This window comes from Cypionkella sp. PAMC25878, from assembly GCF_058135695.1.
This window is the reverse complement of the sequence record NZ_CM176871.1, coordinates 1,547,926-1,565,405: the sequence shown is the minus strand read 5'-3', so window position 1 is coordinate 1,565,405 and position 17,480 is coordinate 1,547,926. Positions and strand designations below refer to the sequence as shown.

At 61.1% G+C, this 17,480-nt stretch carries 16 protein-coding genes; 4 read left to right on the top strand and 12 right to left on the bottom strand.

Annotated elements, in window-relative coordinates:
• Positions 1–24: 24 nt before the first annotated feature.
• From ACS5RD_RS07355 to ACS5RD_RS07345, 3 genes are read right to left on the bottom strand one after another with little or no spacing between them, the layout of a single operon-like run.
• Positions 25–834 carry a metal ABC transporter permease gene (locus tag ACS5RD_RS07355; protein WP_489930635.1) on the bottom strand — a complete coding sequence of 270 codons (810 nt, stop codon included), beginning with the start codon at positions 832–834 and terminating at the stop codon, positions 25–27.
• Positions 827–1,600 carry an ATP-binding cassette domain-containing protein gene (locus tag ACS5RD_RS07350; RefSeq protein ID WP_489930634.1) on the bottom strand — a complete coding sequence of 258 codons (774 nt, stop codon included), beginning with the start codon at positions 1,598–1,600 and terminating at the stop codon, positions 827–829. The genes ACS5RD_RS07355 and ACS5RD_RS07350 overlap by 8 nt, the downstream gene beginning before the upstream one ends.
• Positions 1,597–2,112 carry a Fur family transcriptional regulator gene (locus tag ACS5RD_RS07345; protein WP_489930633.1) on the bottom strand — a complete coding sequence of 172 codons (516 nt, stop codon included), beginning with the start codon at positions 2,110–2,112 and terminating at the stop codon, positions 1,597–1,599. Before ACS5RD_RS07345 ends, ACS5RD_RS07350 begins: the two co-directional genes overlap by 4 nt.
• A gap of 69 nt (positions 2,113–2,181) precedes the next feature.
• On the opposite strand from ACS5RD_RS07345, the gene ACS5RD_RS07340 reads away from it, so the two are divergent.
• From ACS5RD_RS07340 to ACS5RD_RS07330, 3 genes are all read left to right on the top strand, one after another.
• Positions 2,182–3,105 carry a zinc ABC transporter substrate-binding protein gene (locus tag ACS5RD_RS07340; RefSeq protein WP_489930632.1) on the top strand — a complete coding sequence of 308 codons (924 nt, stop codon included), beginning with the start codon at positions 2,182–2,184 and terminating at the stop codon, positions 3,103–3,105.
• A 90-nt stretch (positions 3,106–3,195) separates the two neighbouring features.
• Positions 3,196–4,161, top strand: coding sequence for an aldose epimerase family protein (locus ACS5RD_RS07335; protein WP_489930631.1), 966 nt, complete (start codon positions 3,196–3,198; stop codon positions 4,159–4,161).
• Positions 4,162–4,286: 125 nt separating this feature from the next.
• Positions 4,287–5,444 carry an MFS transporter gene (locus ACS5RD_RS07330; RefSeq protein WP_489930630.1) on the top strand — a complete coding sequence of 386 codons (1,158 nt, stop codon included), beginning with the start codon at positions 4,287–4,289 and terminating at the stop codon, positions 5,442–5,444.
• Positions 5,445–5,463: 19 nt separating this feature from the next.
• Here the strand turns inward: ACS5RD_RS07330 and ACS5RD_RS07325 are convergent, their stop codons facing one another.
• From ACS5RD_RS07325 to ACS5RD_RS07290, 8 genes are all read right to left on the bottom strand, one after another.
• Positions 5,464–6,021, bottom strand: coding sequence for an isochorismatase family protein (locus ACS5RD_RS07325; protein ID WP_489930629.1), 558 nt, complete (start codon positions 6,019–6,021; stop codon positions 5,464–5,466).
• Positions 6,022–6,023: 2 nt separating this feature from the next.
• Positions 6,024–6,512 (bottom strand): DUF1993 domain-containing protein, encoded by a 489-nt coding sequence (locus ACS5RD_RS07320; protein ID WP_054005720.1) that lies wholly within the window; start codon positions 6,510–6,512, stop codon positions 6,024–6,026.
• Between the two features lie 179 nt (positions 6,513–6,691).
• Complete coding sequence (gene argF, locus ACS5RD_RS07315) at positions 6,692–7,618, bottom strand: ornithine carbamoyltransferase (RefSeq protein WP_489930628.1); 927 nt, start codon at positions 7,616–7,618, stop codon at positions 6,692–6,694.
• 146 nt (positions 7,619–7,764) lie between these two features.
• Complete coding sequence (locus tag ACS5RD_RS07310) at positions 7,765–8,940, bottom strand: aspartate aminotransferase family protein (RefSeq protein WP_489930627.1); 1,176 nt, start codon at positions 8,938–8,940, stop codon at positions 7,765–7,767.
• Positions 8,941–9,235: 295 nt separating this feature from the next.
• On the bottom strand, positions 9,236–11,941 hold the full coding sequence (locus ACS5RD_RS07305) for a beta strand repeat-containing protein (protein ID WP_489930626.1): 2,706 nt from the start codon (positions 11,939–11,941) through the stop codon (positions 9,236–9,238).
• A gap of 312 nt (positions 11,942–12,253) precedes the next feature.
• Positions 12,254–13,591, bottom strand: a complete 1,338-nt coding sequence (locus tag ACS5RD_RS07300; protein WP_489930625.1) for an 8-oxoguanine deaminase — start codon at positions 13,589–13,591, stop codon at positions 12,254–12,256.
• A 207-nt stretch (positions 13,592–13,798) separates the two neighbouring features.
• Positions 13,799–14,599 (bottom strand): inositol monophosphatase family protein, encoded by an 801-nt coding sequence (locus tag ACS5RD_RS07295; protein WP_489930624.1) that lies wholly within the window; start codon positions 14,597–14,599, stop codon positions 13,799–13,801.
• A 145-nt stretch (positions 14,600–14,744) separates the two neighbouring features.
• Positions 14,745–15,104, bottom strand: a complete 360-nt coding sequence (locus ACS5RD_RS07290; protein ID WP_489930623.1) for a helix-turn-helix domain-containing protein — start codon at positions 15,102–15,104, stop codon at positions 14,745–14,747.
• 416 nt (positions 15,105–15,520) lie between these two features.
• Here ACS5RD_RS07290 and ACS5RD_RS07285 point away from each other — a divergent pair, with 416 nt between their 5' ends.
• Entirely contained in the window at positions 15,521–16,483 is a 963-nt protein-coding gene (locus ACS5RD_RS07285) for an NADPH:quinone oxidoreductase family protein (protein ID WP_489930622.1), read from the top strand.
• 52 nt (positions 16,484–16,535) lie between these two features.
• Here ACS5RD_RS07285 and ACS5RD_RS07280 read toward each other — a convergent pair whose 3' ends face one another.
• Positions 16,536–17,408, bottom strand: a complete 873-nt coding sequence (locus ACS5RD_RS07280; protein ID WP_489930621.1) for a LysR family transcriptional regulator — start codon at positions 17,406–17,408, stop codon at positions 16,536–16,538.
• Positions 17,409–17,480 lie beyond the last annotated feature (72 nt).

Genomic DNA, 17,480 nt, shown 5'->3' with positions numbered 1-17,480 from the left:
TTTGAGAAAAATCGTGGCCCGGGTCTACGCGCGTCGCATCCTGCCAAACACCGCCACCAGCGCAAAAATCACCGCAGCCGCACTGACAATCGACGGCCCCGCAGGTGTATCCTGCCACAACGACAGCCGCAGCCCGACCAAACAGGCCAGCCCGCCAAACCCCGTCGCATAAGCCGCCATGCTTTCCGGCGTCCGCGCCAGCCCCCGCGCCGCCGCCGCCGGGATGATCAGCATCGCCGCGATCAGCAAAGCCCCGACGATCTTCAACGCCACCGCCACCACCAAAGCCAAGGCCAGCGTCAAGACCAACCGCTCGCGATCCGGGTTCAGGCCAGAAGCATGGGCGAGATCTTCATTCAGCGTGGCAGTCAGCAGCGCCTGCCAACGCCAGACCAGCAGCGCCACCACCCCCAAAGACCCGGCCCAGATAAACCCCAGATCGGCCTTGGACACCGCCAGAATATCGCCAAACAGATAAGTCGAAAGATCGGCCCGCACCCCAGGCACATAGGAAATCGCCACCAGACCAAACGCCAAAGCCGAATGGGCCAGTACGCCCAACGTCGTATCCATCGCCCAACCGCGCGCGGCCAAGGTCGAAACCGTCCCCGCCATCGCCAGCGCCACCAGCAGCGTGCCCACCCCAATCGGCAACTGCAACGCCAGCGCCAAAGCCACGCCCAAAATCGCCGCATGGCTGGTCGCATCGCCAAAATACGCCATCCGCCGCCAGACCACGAATGACCCCAGAGGTCCGGTCGCCAGCGCCAAGCCCAGACCGGCCAAAGCCGCCCGCACCAGAAAATCGTCAAGCCCCAGCAGGTTATCAAGCATGATTATGTCCATGATGCGGGTCCGACGGCGCGCGGCCATGGGCATCAACCAAATCCGGCTCGTGGCTGTGATCATGCTGGTGCTGATACAAAGCCAGCGCGCCTTGCGATCCCAGCCCAAACAGCGCGCGATATTCCGGCGCGTTTGAGACCACCACGGGCGAGCCCTGACAGCAGATATGGCCGTTCAGACAAATCACCCGATCCGACGCCGCCATCACCACATGCAAATCGTGGCTGACCATCAAAATCGCCGCCCCGGTCTCACGCCGCACTTCCTCAATCAGCCGATAAAACCCGGCCTCACCGGGCTGATCCAGACCCTGCGTCGGCTCGTCCAAGAGCAGCAGTTGCGGCGCAGACAACAACGCCCGCGCCAACAGCACCCGCTGAAACTGCCCGCCCGACAGCCCCGCCATCTGCCGCTGCTCCAGCCCCGGCAGACCCACCCGCGCCAGCGCCAACGTGGCCTCAACGTCCCCCACCCGCACCGGAAGCGACAAAAACCGCCGCACCGTCATCGGCATCGAGCGATCAATGCTCAACTTCTGCGGCACATAGCCCAAACGCAGCCCGGCAGCCCGCGTCACAACCCCCGCAGCCAGCGGCAAAATCCCCAGCAAAGCCCGCAACAACGTCGATTTGCCCGAGCCATTCGGCCCCAGAATCGTCACAATCTCCCCCGGCTCAATCGCCAAGGACACATCCGACAGCACCGCCTCGCCGCCAAACCGCACCGTGATTCCTTGCGCCGCAAGCAGGCTCATGCTGCCACCTGACAGCTTGGGCACAGCCCCAAAGCCTCGATGGTGGAGCGTTCAATCACGAACCCACTCTGCCCCGCTGCCGCCTGCAAAGCCGCCATCACAGGCGCTGCGGGGGCTTCGGCCACCACATTACAGCCCCGGCAAATCAGAAAAGCAGGCGCATGCGCCTCGCCCGGATGCATACAGGCGGTGAAGGCGTTCAAACGCCGAATGCGATGCGCAAGTCCTTGTTCTTCCAGAAAGTCCAGCGCTCGATAGGCCACGGGCGGCTGATTGCCAAAGCCCTCGGCGGCCAGCCGTGTCAGCACATCATAGGCCCCAAGCGCCCGATGCTCCTCCAGCAAAATCTCCAGCACCCTCCGGCGCACCGGTGTCAGCCGCAGGCCCTTTTCAGCCACCAAAGCCTCAGCCCGTGCCAGCGCATCCGCACTGCAATGCGCGTGGTCATGCGCCGCAAAGGCCAGATCCGGCACCTCGCAGCCGGGGCAAGCGTCAGAATGAAGATGCGCCATGCGGCCCCCTTGACATGTTATACTATAACAATCATACCGCCCCTTGTCGCCAAACAAAAGGCCCTACCGATGCGTTATGTCATATCACTCGCGCTTGCCAGTCTGCCAACGCTTGCCCTCGCAGAAGTCCCCAAAGTTGTCACCGACATCCCCCCGGTTCACGCCCTTGTGGCGCAAGTGATGGGCGACCTCGGCACCCCTGTTTTGCTGCTGGAAAAAGGCGCGGATGAGCATGATTTCCAGCTCCGCCCCAGCCAGATGCAAAGCATAGCCGACGCCGACACCGTGATCTGGATCGGCCCCGAGCTGACGCCATGGCTTGACCGCGCGATGACCGACAGCAAGGCAGTTTCGCTGGCCCTGCTGGATGCGAAAGGCACCGAAACCCAAGCCTATCCCGCAGGCCAAGGCGAGGAAGAAGACGCCCACGACGAGTCCGACACCACCGACGCCGAACACAGCCACGCCCATGACGGCACCGACCCCCATGTCTGGATGAATCCCGCCAATGCCGCGATCTGGACAGATCTGATCGCCGCCGACCTCTCCACCCTCGACCCCGAACACGCCACCACCTACGCCGCCAACGCCGCCGCGACCAAGGCCCGCATCGCCGCGATGGATGCCGAGATCACCGCGCAACTATCCGCAATCAAAGACAAACCTTTTGTCACCTTCCACGCCGCCTACGGCTATTTCGCCGCCCATTACGGCCTTGCCCATCACGGTTCTCTGGCCTTGGGCGATGCCTCCACCCCCGGTGCTGCCAAACTGACCGAACTGCAAGCCGAGCTAAAATCCGGCGCCTACACTTGCGCTTTCCCCGAAGTGCAACACGACCCGGCGATGCTGACGCAACTGATGCGGGGCACCGCCACCAAACTTGGCGCAGCCCTCGATCCCGTCGGCTCCTCGCTCCCCTTCGGCCCCGACGCCTATGACACTCTGATGCGCAGCATTGCCAAAGCCCTGACCGATTGCCTGAACGGCTGACGCGCGCAAACGCCACCGCCAAACCCGCTTGACCTCGCGGCGATGATACAGCTTCATCGCCGCAGGCTAGGATCAAAACAGCAGGCACAGATGGCACATTTCGGCACCACCACCACAGGCGAAGCGGTTGAGAAAATCACCCTCACCGCGGGCGATCTCACCGTCGCAATCCTGACTTGGGGCGCTGTAATCCAATCCGTCCGCCTAAAAAATATCCCCTATGACCTCACCCTAGGCTCCGAAGCCCTCGCCGACTACGAAGGCCCTTTACGCTATCACGGCTCCATCATCGCCCCCGTTGTCAACCGCCTGACCAACGCCCAAGCCCCCCTCAACGACGAAACCCTAGCCTTCCAAGTCAATTTCAACGGCCAACACACCCTACATTCCGGCGATGCAGGCACCCACCTAAAAGTCTGGCACCTCATCCACGCGACTGAAACCGAGTGCCTCCTCGCCCTCACCCTCCCCCACAATGAAGGCGGCTTCCCCGGCACCCGCCGCATCACCGCGCTGTTTCAGGTCGCAGCCCCCGCCAACCTGCGCCTGACCATCACCACCACAACAGATGCCGACACCCTGCTGAACGCCACCAACCACAGCTATTGGAACCTCGACGGCACATCCGATTTCACCGGCCACAGCCTGCAGATCAAAGCCGACCACTACCTCCCCGCCACCGATGAATTCATCCCGACCGGAGAAATCCGTCCCACCAGCGATATGTTCGATTTCCGCAAAGCCAAGCCCGTCGCGCCCCACTCCCCCGACCTTGATAATTGCTTTTGTCTCGACCAAACTCAGCACCCCCTGCGCGATGTCCTCATCCTGACAGGCCGCACCGGCACCAAAATGACCGTCGCCACCACCGAACCCGGCATCCAGATCTACGACTGCCGTCATGACGCCTACAAAGGCCTCGCGATCGAAGCCCAAGGCTGGCCCGATGCCCCAAACAAGCCCGGCTTCCCGCCGATCACCTTGGCTAAAGGTGAAACCCTGACCCAGATTACCGAATGGCGCTTCACCGCAGGCGATAACCATCCACACCCCTAAAATCAGCCTAGGAAGCTTGCGCGACGGACAGTGCTGCTGAAACAGTTGAAACAAAAGGTGCGACCCTGCCCCTTTCCCTCCCGCGCGCCAAACCCTAATCCTGTCAGCGCTAACGGGAGGATCAGATGCAGCAAACACAAACCGGACGCTGGCCAGTGGCGGCGATGTTCGCCACCAATGGCTTCGTGATGGGCGCATGGGCGCCGCAAATCCCGCTGCTGCTGACCCGCCATAATATCAGCGCCACCACTCTGGGCCTGTTGATCCTCGCGCTTGGCCTTGGCGCGGTCGGCGCCATGCTGTTCGCCGGTCGCCTGATCCAAAGCCATGGCTCGCGCCGCATCGCCCGCGCCTTCGGCCTTGCCGCCGCCCCCACCTTGCCACTGGTGGTGCTGGCACCGAACCTCTGGCTGCTGACCCCCGCCATGGCTTTGATGGGCGCAGTGCTCGGCTCGATGGATGTGGCGATGAACGCCAACGCGGTCGAGGTCGAACGCCGGATGGGCCGCGCCATCATGTCCTCCAGCCACGGCTTCTGGAGCCTGGGCGGATTCATCGGCGGCCTTGGCGGCAGCTACATCATCGCACAGTGGGGGGCCGAGACCCAAGCCCTGATCGTCGCCTGTATCGCTCTGGTCACAGTGCTGCTGGCAAGCCCAAAACTGATCGCCGACGCCCCCCATCCCGTCGAGACCAAACCCAAACCGCACGCCCTGCTGCCCCGTGATGCCAGCCTGTGGATTTTGGGCTTCATGGCGCTGTTCTGCATGGTCCCAGAAGGCGCGGTGCTGGACTGGGCCGCGATCTACCTCAGCCGAGAACTTGGCTCGGATTTGTTCCGCTCGGGCCTTGGCTTTGCCGGATTCGCTGCGGCGATGGCTGCGATGCGCTTTGTAGGTGATCGTTTGCGCAATCGCTTTGGCGCGGTAAAAACCCTACAAATTTCGGGGCTTATCTCTGCCGCTGGCCTGCTGGGCGGCGCGCTGGCCCCGAATGACATCATAGCCATCGCCAGCTTTACCTTTGCAGGGCTAGGCGTCGCCAACATGGTGCCGATCCTGTTCTCCGCCGCAGGCAACCACCCCGGCATGACCGCCGGAGCCGCAATTTCCACCGTCACCATGGTCGGCTATGCGGGCATTCTGGTGGCCCCGTCCAGCATCGGTTTCATCGCCGACCACATCGGCTTTCGCGCCACCTACGCCGCTCTCGCCGTCGTGCTGCTGATCGTCACGGCGCTGGCCCATCGCACCGCCGCCGCCGATGGTCTGAAACCGCTTTAACAGTTGCAATCGCGGTGGGTCAGCTCGCCACCTGAGTCAGAATCTCATTCACCGAGGCGATATGCGCGAACTCGCCATCCAGATTGGCCAAGGTCAGCGCCAGCACATCGCCCGCCGCCATTTCGTGGCCATCGCGCAAACGCTGGCGGAAATTGATCAGCGCATCGCCGACCACCGTGGTCGCATAGCCCAGATTCCCCGCCATCCGCGCGGTGGATTCCACACAGTAATTCGCCGCCCCGCCGACAATCACCAAGCCGGTGATGCCCTCAGCGGTCAGATGATCCGCCAGCCCAGTGCCAATAAACCCAGACGAGCCCTGCTTGATAAACACCGCCTCGTCCGCCAGCGGAGCAGCCAACGGCTGCACCGCCGATCCCGGCTGATCGGCATGAAAGCTATCGCCGGGGTTCGGGTCGTTGTGATGCACATGCAGCACCGGCAAGCCCTTGTCGCGAAAGGCGGCCAACAGGGTCGCAATACCGGTGTCGGCGTCAGGATTGCCCCAGACAAAGCCCGCCTCACGCCGCGCCACAAAGGCCATCTGCACGTCGATCACCAGCAAAGCCGTGGACATGGTTATGCCCCCAAGAAATCGGTCTTGCCCACATCCACGCCATTGGCGCGCAGGATGTTATAGGCTGTCGCCATGTGGAAATAGAAATTCGGCACCGCATAGCCGTGGTAATACTTCACCGCCGGAAACGACAACTCGCGCGGCCCCGCCTTAACGCTGATGGTGCGCGCCTCGGCCTCGTCAAACGCCTCTGCCGGGATGGTGGCGAGGAACGCGATGGTCTTGGCGATCCGCTCTTTCAATTCAGCCAGCGTGGTTTCGGTATCGGCAAAGCTCGGCACCTCAACCCCCGCCAGCCGCGCAGGCGCGCCTTTGGCGTGATCACAGGCAATCGTCACCTGCCGCCACAGCGGCAACATATCCGCGATCAACCGCAACTGCGGGATCACCTCAGGCTTGATCTTCTTGGCTTCGGCAAAAGCCTCGGCTTTATCAAGGATCTTCGACAACGCGGTGAGGGAATGGGTGAAGAACGGAACCGGATTTTGCATGGGAGAGGCCTTTCGGGTGATAATTTATCCCCAACAGATGGCCGCACAAAGCCCAAATATGCAAGGGGGGCTATCGCTCCCCTCAATCCGGCGCTGGTTAACAAAATGTAAACCAGCGCCGGGTAACTCATTGATTCTTATGAATCAGCACCCCTGTCCACGCGTGGACAGCCAAAACCTCAAACCCCCAAACACCAGCGCATCACCGCCTTTTGAGCATGCAGCCGATTTTCCGCCTCATCAAAAATCACCGAATGCGGCCCGTCCATCACCGCAGAAGTCGCCTCATCATTGCGATGCGCGGGCAAGCAATGCATAAACAAAGCATCCGGCTTGGCCCGGGCCATCAAAGCCTCGTTGACCTGATAAGGCCGCAACTGATTGTGCCGCCGTTCCTTGGCCGACTCCGGGTCGTGCATCGACACCCAAGTATCGGTCACGACCAAATCCGCCCCCGTGACCGCCTTGGCTGGATCGCGCTCAATCGTCACCCGGCTGCCCTTCTCGCGGGCAAACCCGATGAACTTACCCTCCGGCTCCAAAGTCTCCGGCCCGGTGAAGGTGAAATCAAAGCCAAACTGCCCCGCCGCATGCAGGAAGCTGCCGCAGACGTTGTTGCCATCCCCGGCCCAAACCACCTTTTTGCCCGCAATCGGCCCGCGATGTTCTTCATAAGTCATCACATCCGCCATGATCTGACAGGGATGCGTGCGGTTGGTCAGCCCATTGATCACCGGCACCGTGGCATGCTCAGCCATCTCCAGCAGCGTGGCCTCTTCAAAGGTGCGGATCATGATCAGATCGACATAGCGCGATAAAACCCGCGCGGTATCGGCAATCGTCTCACCATGGCCCAACTGCATTTCCTTGCCGGAAAGCACCATGGTCTGCCCGCCCAACTGCCGCACCCCGACATCAAACGACACCCGCGTCCGCGTGGAGGGTTTCTCGAAAATCAGCGCCACCATCCGCCCGGCCAGGGGCTGGTCATCATCCGGCGTGCCTTTCGGGCGATTGTTGCGCGCGGTTTTCATCGCCAGCGCCGAGTTGATCATCGCCCGCAACTCGCTGGCGTCGGTTTTGTGGATATCGAGGAAATGTTTCATGAAGCGTCTCTTTGGTTGAGAGCGCCGAGGGCTTTCCGCCCCCGGACCCCCGAGGATATTTGAACACAGAGGATGACCAAAGGGTCAGCCAAAGACTCGTCGGGATGCACAAAGTGCTGCTTCGGCGCTGGGGTGGATCAGTCGCATTATGCTGCCTCGATCCGAAGCGCAGTGCGATCCAGCCGCGCCAAAGCCTCGGCAATATCCGCCTCGGGGATGTTCAAGGCCGGTAGCAGCCGCAGCACATTATCCGCCGCAGGCACGGTCAGCAGATGTTCGGCATAGGCGGCTTTGACGATATCAGAGTTCAGCGCCGTGCACTTCAACCCCAAGATCAACCCTTGCCCGCGCACCGCTTCAAACACGGTTGGGTGCGAAGCGACCAAGCCTTCGAGGCCCTGCCGGAACTGCGCCGCCTTGCGCGACACCGCGTCAAGAAACGCGTCATCAGCGACAATCTCCATCACCTTCGCCCCCACCGCACAGCCCAACGGATTGCCGCCATAGGTCGAGCCATGTGTGCCCGCGACCATGCCGCTTGCCGCATTTTCGGTGGCCAGAACCGCGCCCAAAGGAAAGCCGCCGCCAATGCCCTTGGCGACCATCATAATGTCGGGTGTGACGCCCGCCCATTCATGCGCGAACAGCTTGCCAGTCCGGCCCACCCCACATTGCACCTCATCGAAGATCAGCAGCGTGCCCGTCTCATCGCAGAGATCGCGCAGCAGCTGCAAATAGCCGTCGGTGGCGACCCGAATCCCACCCTCGCCCTGCACCGGCTCGATGATCACCGCACAGGTCCGGGTGGTGATTGCCGCCCGGATCGCATCTTCATCGCCCCATTTCAACTGGCGAAACCCCGGCATCAGCGGGCCGAAGCCCTTGACCATCTTCTCAGACCCCGATGCCGCAATCGCCGCCGTCGAGCGTCCATGGAACGCGCCCTCAAAGGCAATGATATCGACCCGGTCGGCCATATCATTGTCATAGTGATATTTCCGGGCCATTTTCACCGCCAATTCGCAGGCTTCGGTGCCGGAATTGGTAAAGAACACTGTGTCGGCGAAGGTCTTGTCCACCAACATCTGCGCCAGCTTTTCCTGCTGCGGAATGCGATACAGATTCGAGACATGCCACAACTGCCCCGCCTGCTCGGTCAAAGCCGCCACCAACGCCGGATTGGCATGGCCCAAGGAATTCACCGCAATCCCCGCGCCCAAATCCAGATATCGGCTGCCATCCTCCGCCGTCAGCCAAGAGCCTTCGCCTTTGACGAAAGCCATCGGCGCGCGGTTATAAGTGGGCAAAACAGCGGTGATCATGGGCAGGGCCTTTCACGGGAAAGCCTAGGCGTAGCCAAGGACTGTATGGGAAGTCAACGAGGGAAGGCCCATTTCGCCGGGCCAAAGCGGATCAAACGCCTAAGCTTTTCAGCGCAGGCGTCGGGGACGGGCAATAAGGGCGGTCCGGGTGATCATGATCTGGGGATTAGCCGAAACCCGCAGGGCTGTAAATCAAAACCTGCGAAACGATGACCCGCGCCGGAAAAATGCCCCCCGCAAAAATGCCATAGGGCCGGGATCACCCCGGCCCTGTGCGTTCGTGGTTTAGCGGGGATCAGACGAACAGGATGTCGCTGCCTGACAGCAGGAAGTCCGCGCCAACGAAGCTGCCGGTGAGGTCGATGTTCAGATCCGCCCCCGCAGTGGCATCCAGCCCGATATGCAGCGTGCTGACGCCGCCCGCGCTGGAAACCTGTACCCCGCCGGTCAGAAGCGTGCTGCCATCGCCAGCCCCAACCGATCCGGTGACAGTATAGCCCGTCAGACGGATCAGATCACCGTCGTCGAAATCCGAGATCAGATCATGCCCCGCGTTGTAAAGATCGCTGAAGATGAACAGGTCAGCCCCGGTGCCGCCGGTCAGGATGTCATCCCCCTTGCCGCCGTCAAGGAAGTCGGTGCCCGCCTTGCCGTTCAGCGTATCCGACAAATCAAAGCCGTAGATGTGATCGCTATAGGCCGACCCCGCCACGTTCAGATGATCCACACCGGCCATATCGGCGGTATAGCTGCTGTCGGTGGCTTGGATACGGGTATAGCCGCTGCCGATATACCACTCGCGCAGGCCCGCCGTTGCCAGCGACGCATCCAGTGTCAGCGTGTCGGTGCCAAGCCCAAGATCTACGCTTTCATAGATGCCGCGCCCCAAGTTCACCACATCATCGCCGTTGCCGGTGGCAAGCGTATCGCTGCCAGTCGCCGCGCCGAGATTGATCACGTCAGCCCCGGCCCCTGTGCTCAGGTTGATGTTCTCAACCGTGACCAGCTTTGTGCCCGCGCCGCCAATGGTGCCCGCCCCTGCCGCCGTCAGCGTCAACGTGACCGCCGTGGCAAGGTTGGAATAATCGCCAATATAGGTATCACGGCCATTGCCACCGACGATGCTGTCCATCCCGCGATTGCCGTTAAGAACATCATCGCCGTTGTTGCCGATCAACGTATCGCCCGAGGCACCCCCATTGAGCGAGTCATTGCCAAGCCCACCGGTCAGTGCGAACCTTTCCATGTTGATCCAATCCACGCTCGCCGTGCCGTCGGCCATTTGGTAGCGGTTAAACCCACTTCCAACGTAGATATTGCTGACAGCACTGGTCGCCGTGGCATAATTCACCGTCATGATGTCATTGCCGCTGCCGCCATCCAGCGTGTCAAAGCCCAAGCCACCGTTCAGTTTGTCATTGCCACCCGAGGTGCCGATGTAGTCGTTCAGCGCAAAGCCTTCGGTGCTGATCACATCGGCAAAGTTGCCGGTGGTCAGGCTCAGCCGCTCGATTGCACTGACCGAAAGCCCAAGGCCCGTCATCTGCGCAGCGGTCTGGCTGGTCACGGCGTTGAACAAGGCAATGCCTTGGGCCGACAGATCGGCCGTCCACAGATCATTGCCTGCACCGCCATCAAATGTGCCGTCACCGATGCCGCCGTTCAGCGTATCATCGCCGCCGTTACCGATCAGCGTGTCGTTCAGCGCCCCTCCGGTCAGCGCGTCATCCCCCGCACCACCGCGCAGGTCATAGGTCTCGAAGTAACGGAAATCCAAGCGGTCGCCACTTGTCGCCTGATAACGCCACCAATCCGAACCGATATAGCTCAGGCTGATGCCCTGACGCGGATCGCTGATCGCGCTCCAATCCATCACCAACTTGTCAACGGTGCCAGCACCGCCGTCAGCGCCGTCCACACCGCGCCCGGTTGACACCAGATCGTTGCCGTTGCCGGTCGAAATCGAGTCGTTGTAAACCCCAGCCAGCGCCGTGACTTGATCAGCGCCATTGCCGCCAGTGAACTCGATACGCTCGATCCCGGCAAGAACCGCGCCATAGTTGGTGGTCTGCGTTTGCAGGTTGATCTGCGTGGCGGTCGACCGGGCCGAGGTATCGACCCGCCAGATATCAATGCCGTCGCCGCCGCTGACATTGTCCACACCGCCGCCCGAGGCCAACAGGTCGTTGCCAGCATTGCCCGTCAGCGTGTCGTTCAGCGCAGCCCCATAAAGCACATCACCGCCCGCGCCGCCGATCAAGTCATAGCGCTCAAAGCCCTGATAATCCAACCGATCCGCGCCATTGCCATAGCGATACCATCCGCTGCCAACATAGACATTGCTGATGCCCGCATTCGGGTCGGTCATACCCGACCAATCCATCCGCAACGTGTCGATATCGTCACCGCCATGCGCGCTATCGACGCCACGGCCAAGCGCCACATAGTCGTTGCCCGCACCGGTCGACACATCATCATTGGCGCTGTAGGCTGCGGTGTTGATCACATCCGCCCCCGCCCCCGTGCTCAGCGAGATCGCCTCCACCCCGCTCAGCGTCACGCCGCTGCCGACCACTGTCGAAACCCCGACGCCCAGCAGGTCAAGGCTCACGGCACTGGCAAAGGTGGAATAATCCGCGACCCAACGGTCCATCCCAGTGCCGCCGATGATCGTATCGGCCCCCAGTCCGCCCTCAAAACGGTCATTGCCCGCGTTGCCCACCAAACGGTCGGCCAAAGCGCCACCGACCAGCAGGTCAGCGCCCGCGCCACCCGTGATATCATAGCGTTCAAAGTTCAGAAAATCGACCGTGGTGCGCACGCCATCCGTGTAGCGGTAATAGCCGCTGCCGACATAAGTGTAGCCGATATCCCCGCCCAAAGACGAGAAATCCAGCACCAGTTTGTCGTTCCCCGCCTGCGCGTCGATCGAATACGACCCTGTCGGCGTGACCGTGACGATGTCATCCCCGATTGTCGTCGGAGTTCCGGTAATTGCCATAATATTCTCCAGAGTTTTCCCTAACACTCGCATTCTGATCCTTGAATGCGATGACGAGCCATGATCTGGAACAACAACAAAAACCGGGATCCATAGTAGGATAAAGGCAGCAATTACACGCTGGGAATTGGATTTTCAGCCTCAGCGCCGAGTCAATCCGGTGCTTTCAGCGGGCCGGTCAAGCCACGCAATCTCAAGCTGTAAATTTCTTCAAAAACAAACCTTTAGGCCGAGTTTCCGCCAACACCAAGGCGCAGCCAGACGACGAATCAGGCTCAGATCGGGCCGCGTCAAATTGTCCCGCAGCAGGGGTCAGCCGACCAACCGCAGCGCCATCTGATTTTGCCGCGCGATCACGCGGGCCAAATCAATCGTCACCATCCGGCCATCCCGCACCACCGCGCTCCCCTCGACAAACAAATCCCGCACCCGTGTCGGCCCGCACAGGATCAAACTCGCCACCGGGTCCCAAGATCCAGCCGCCTCAATCCCCGACACATCCCAGATCGCAATATCCGCCCGCTTGTCGACCTCAATCGACCCGCAATCGCCGCGCCCCAACACCTTCGCGCCGCCCAAAGTGGCGATCTCCAACGCCTCACGCGCCGCCATCGCATCCGCGCCGCGCGACACCCGCTGCAACAAAAGCGCCTGCCGCGCCTCAAGGATCAGATTGCCGGCGTCATTGCTGGCCGAGCCATCCACCCCCAGCCCCACCTTCACCCCCGCGTCACGCATCGCCCGCACCGGCGCAATCCCCGACCCCAACCGACAATTCGAGCATGGGCAATGCGCCACCCCAGTGCCAGACCTTGCAAACAGATCAATCTCACCCGCGTCCAACTTCACGCAATGCGCGTGCCAGACGTCGTCGCCCGTCCAGCCCAGATCCTCGGCATATTGCCCCGGACGGCAGCCAAACTTTGCCAGCGAATAGGCGATATCCTCCTCATTCTCGGCCAGATGCGTGTGCAACATCACGCCCTTATCACGCGCCAAAACCGCTGCTTCGCGCATCAGATCGCGCGAAACCGAGAACGGCGAACACGGCGCAATCCCCACCCGCACCATCGCGCCCTCGGCCTTGTCGTGAAAGCGGTCCACCACCCGGATGCAATCCTCAAGGATCAAAGCCTCGCGCTCCACCAAAGCATCCGGCGGCAAGCCTCCATCCGAAACACCAATACTCATGGCCCCACGCGTCGGATGAAACCGCAGCCCCACCTCGCCCGCCGCCGCAATCGTATCATCCAACCGCGCGCCATTCGGGAACAGGTAGAGATGATCCGAGGTCAAAGAACAGCCCGACAAAGCCAGCTCCGCCAACCCGACTTGCGCCGAGACAAACATCTCCTCCGGCCCAAACTTCCCCCAGATCGGATAAAGCGTCTGCAACCAGCCAAACAGCAAGGCATCCTGCCCGCCCGGCACCGCCCGCGTCAGGGTCTGATAGAGATGATGATGCGTGTTCACCAAACCGGGTGTGACCACGCAGCCGCGCGCCTCCACCATCGCGCCTGTCGTCGCCAATCCCTGCCCCACCGCCGCAATCACCCCACCGCGCAGCAACACATCACCCCGCGCAATCTCGCGGCGCGCGCCATCCATCGTCACCACGACATCAGCGTTCTTGATCAGAATTTCGGACATGATTTCCCCTTAGCACCACCCCCTTCGGTGGATCAGGGAATGCGCGACAGAAGGGGGAGTTAAGGACTCGCGCCGCCAAACCTACCAAAGCCAAGCGCAAGCGCCAAGTGCTTTCACATTGGTGCAAATATCCTCGGGGGAAGGCAGATTGGCAGCGCCAAGCTGCCTTGGGGGCAGACAGCCCCCACGATTTTTCTCAAAAATCGGCTACGCGTTCAGCAAAGTCAAAGCCTCGGCATGGATCGCCGCATTCGCCGCAGCCAACACCCGCCCACCCTCCAGACAAGGCCGCCCCGACCAATCGGTGACAATCCCGCCCGCCGCTTCAATCACCGCGATTGGCGCTTGCACGTCATAGGCCTGCAAGCCCGCCTCGATCACCAGATCAATCTGCCCCGCTGCGATCAGGCCATAGGCATAGCAATCCATGCCATAGCGCACCAGCTTCGCCTTTGGCGCCACCCGGCGGAACGCAGCACCCTCATCAGGCGTCCCAACCTCCGGGAAGGTCGAGAACAAAATCGCCTCCGACAAAGGCCGCGCCTCACGCGTGCGCAAAACCTTGCGCCCCATCGGCCCGTTCACTTCCGCGCGCCCCAACCCTCCCTCAAACCGTTCGCCAATATAAGGCTGATCAATCACGCCATAAATCACGCCAGACGCATCGCGGACCGAGATCAGCACCCCCCAAGTCGGCGTACCCGACAAATACCCGCGTGTGCCATCAATCGGGTCCAACACCCAAGTCAGCCCCGAAGACCCGACCACCGGCGCAAATTCCTCACCCAGAATCCCATCCTCAGGCCGCGCCTGCGCAAGAATCTCCCGCATCCGCTGCTCAGACAAGCGATCCGCCACCGTCACCGGATCAAACCGCACCGCTTCCTTGTTATCTGCCGTCAGACCATCGCTGCGAAAATGCTGCAAGGTCGCCGCCCGCGCCGCATCCGCCAGCAGCGCCGCCGTGCGGATGATATCCTGCGCTTCAATGTCTGAAAATGTCGTCATATCTCGCCCCATCACCGGGGCCTAAACCGCCCGTCGCCCACAAGTGTCTAGCCTTGGCTAAGCACTTGCGGGCGAGCGGTCAAGCTTTGTAACCAGCGCAATTGGGGGCAATTCACGCCGGGCTACAAAGCTATGTGCTCAGCGGTTACGCAGCTTCACTCAATACACGCGCCAGATCGAACAGGCGCCGCCGCTGTGCTTCGGGGATCGCGTAATAAGACCGCACCAGTTCCAGTGCTTCTTTATCCGCCATCATATCGTGGCCAGCTTGTGCGGCTTGTGCGCCATCCGCCAGACCTTCAAAGAAGAATGCAATCGTCACCCCAAGCGCATCTGCAATATCCCACAGCCGCGAGGCAGAAACCCGGTTCATCCCGGTTTCATACTTCTGGATCTGTTGGAACTTGATGCCCACCTTATCCGCAAGCTGTTGCTGCGTCATACCGATCATCCACCGACGATGGCGGATGCGCTTGCCGACATGAGCGTCAACGGGGTGCTTCATAACAGTCTCCACTTTCAATGCTACCTAACACCCTCATACAAAGCAATTTCCGTGCCAACTTTGCCAAAACTGATTTTCTCCTCAGATTCCCCGAAAGCTTTCTGAAAACCTGTCTTTTTGGATATGTCCAATTATACAGGCGGAGAAGAAACAGCCCCCGGATGTGGGCTACACCCCCATGCGTTTACGCTTGTCAGTCAACTCTCCCTGAACGTGTATCCCATTTTGCATTGCATTTTGCAATTAAATACACTCAAAAGTTGCATATTGCTATAATACATCCGCATGGCATCGTTTCCAGTTCGAATGGGATCGTTTCCATGCCATGAAATTGTAGCCCGATAGGCAATTCAGCCAATTTTCTTGGCGTTTCCAAAAAAATCTGACACCACCTGCTCAGCAATCGGAGACAGAAGATGCAGGTTTGGAAAGTCGCAGCTTTGGGCACCCCAGCACATCAGGCAGAGCATCCGCTGCCTACACCCGAACCGGGACAGGCCCGGTTGAAAATCGCCGCCGTCGGGTTAAATTTTGCCGATCTATTGATGGCCGAGGGCAAGTATCAAGAGCACCCGGCCATGCCCTTCATTCCGGGGATGGAGTTTGCCGGCATCCTTGACGCCCTGCACCCCGACACATCCACCACGCTCAAACCCGGTGCCCGCGTTGCAGGCTTTGCCAGCCACGGCGCTTTGGCCGAATACCTCACCGCCGCCGCCGCCCAGCTGATCCCCCTACCCGACAGCATGAGCTTCCAGCAAGCCGCCGCCTTCCAGATCGCCTATGGCACCTCCCACCTTGCTCTGTCGCACAAAGCCCGCCTGCAACCCGGCGAGACTCTGTTGGTGTTTGGTGCTGCCGGAGGCGTCGGCCTGACGGCAGTGGAAATCGGCAAACGCATGGGGGCAAAGGTGATCGCCTGCGCCCGTGGCCCCGAAAAGCTGGCCATCGCCCGCGCAGCCGGAGCCGATATCACCCTCGACAGCGAGACGCCTGATCTGAAAGCCGCCCTCAAAGCCTTGGGCGGCGTCGATGTGGTCTATGATCCGGTCGGTGGCCCCGCCTTCACCGCCGCGCTCTCGGCTTGCCGCCCCGAAGGCCGCCTGCTGACCATCGGTTTCGCCTCGGGTCAGTTGCCCGAGATCCCCGCCAATCACCTGCTGGTGAAAAACCTCAGCGTGATGGGCCTGTATTGGGGCGGCTATCTGACTTTCGCGCCGCAAGTGCTGACCGACAGCCTGCGCATTCTATTCCAATGGTTCGCGGAAGGTGGCCTGCGCCCCCACATCAGCCACGAACTCCCTTTCGAGGATTACCCCAAAGGACTAGACCTCCTGCGCACCCGCGCCGCCACCGGAAAAGTTGTGATCACCCTTTAGCACCCACTCCTCGCCGCCCCGGCCTTGAGCCGGGGCGGCGAGGAGAATGGGGTCACGCCGCCGACCTAATCGCGCGCGACAGATACACCTGCCGGATCATCGCCGCCAGTGCCGAGACCGCCTCGGAATGTACCGGATCGGCGACATACATATTGACCTTGATCACCGCCAGTTCCGGCAGCGTCCCACCATGCGCGATGCGTTCCACAAACGGCGGCTCTGATCCCGCCAGCACCGCATGTACCGCGAGGTCCGCCGAGACCGAAGCCTCAATTCCGCGCGTGTCATCGCTTTCCACCGCCATCTCCCACGGCATCCCCGCTGCGTTCAACGCTGCCTGCACGCCTTGGCGGAAGATGCAGTTATGCGCGAAGGCCAACCGCAACGGCCGCCCCTTCCACGCCGCGCCATCTGGTGCCCCCACCCAAACCAACGGCAATTCCGCCAAAGTCTGCCCATCTGGATCGACCGATTCCTCGGTGGTCAGGATCACATCACATTCGCCACGCGCGAACTGCGCCTTCAACACCCGCGTAAACGACGATGTCAGCGACACCTTCATCTTCGGATATTCTTTGGCAAACCGCCGCAGCACCTGGGGAATAGCCGGATAGACAATATCATGCGGCACCCCCAGCACGATCTCGCCCTCGTGCTGATCCTGCGTCAACCGCCCGAACACCTCATCATTCAGCGCCAGCATCCGCCGCGCATAGCCCAGCAACTGCTCGCCCGAGGCGGTCAACCCCACCTGCCGCGCCGAGCGATCCAGAAGCTGGGTGTCCAGCATCTCCTCCAGCCGCTTGATCTGCATCGACACCGCTGATTGCGTCAGGTTCAAAAACCCCGCCGCGCGGGTGACGCCGCCCGCATCAGCAATCGCCACGAAAGAGCGCAATGAAGTGAGGTCGAGATTCCGAGACATATCACAATCCTTGATGCGTGAAGTCAAAACCATTCATTTTCATAATGTCACCTATTCGGGCATAAGGATCAA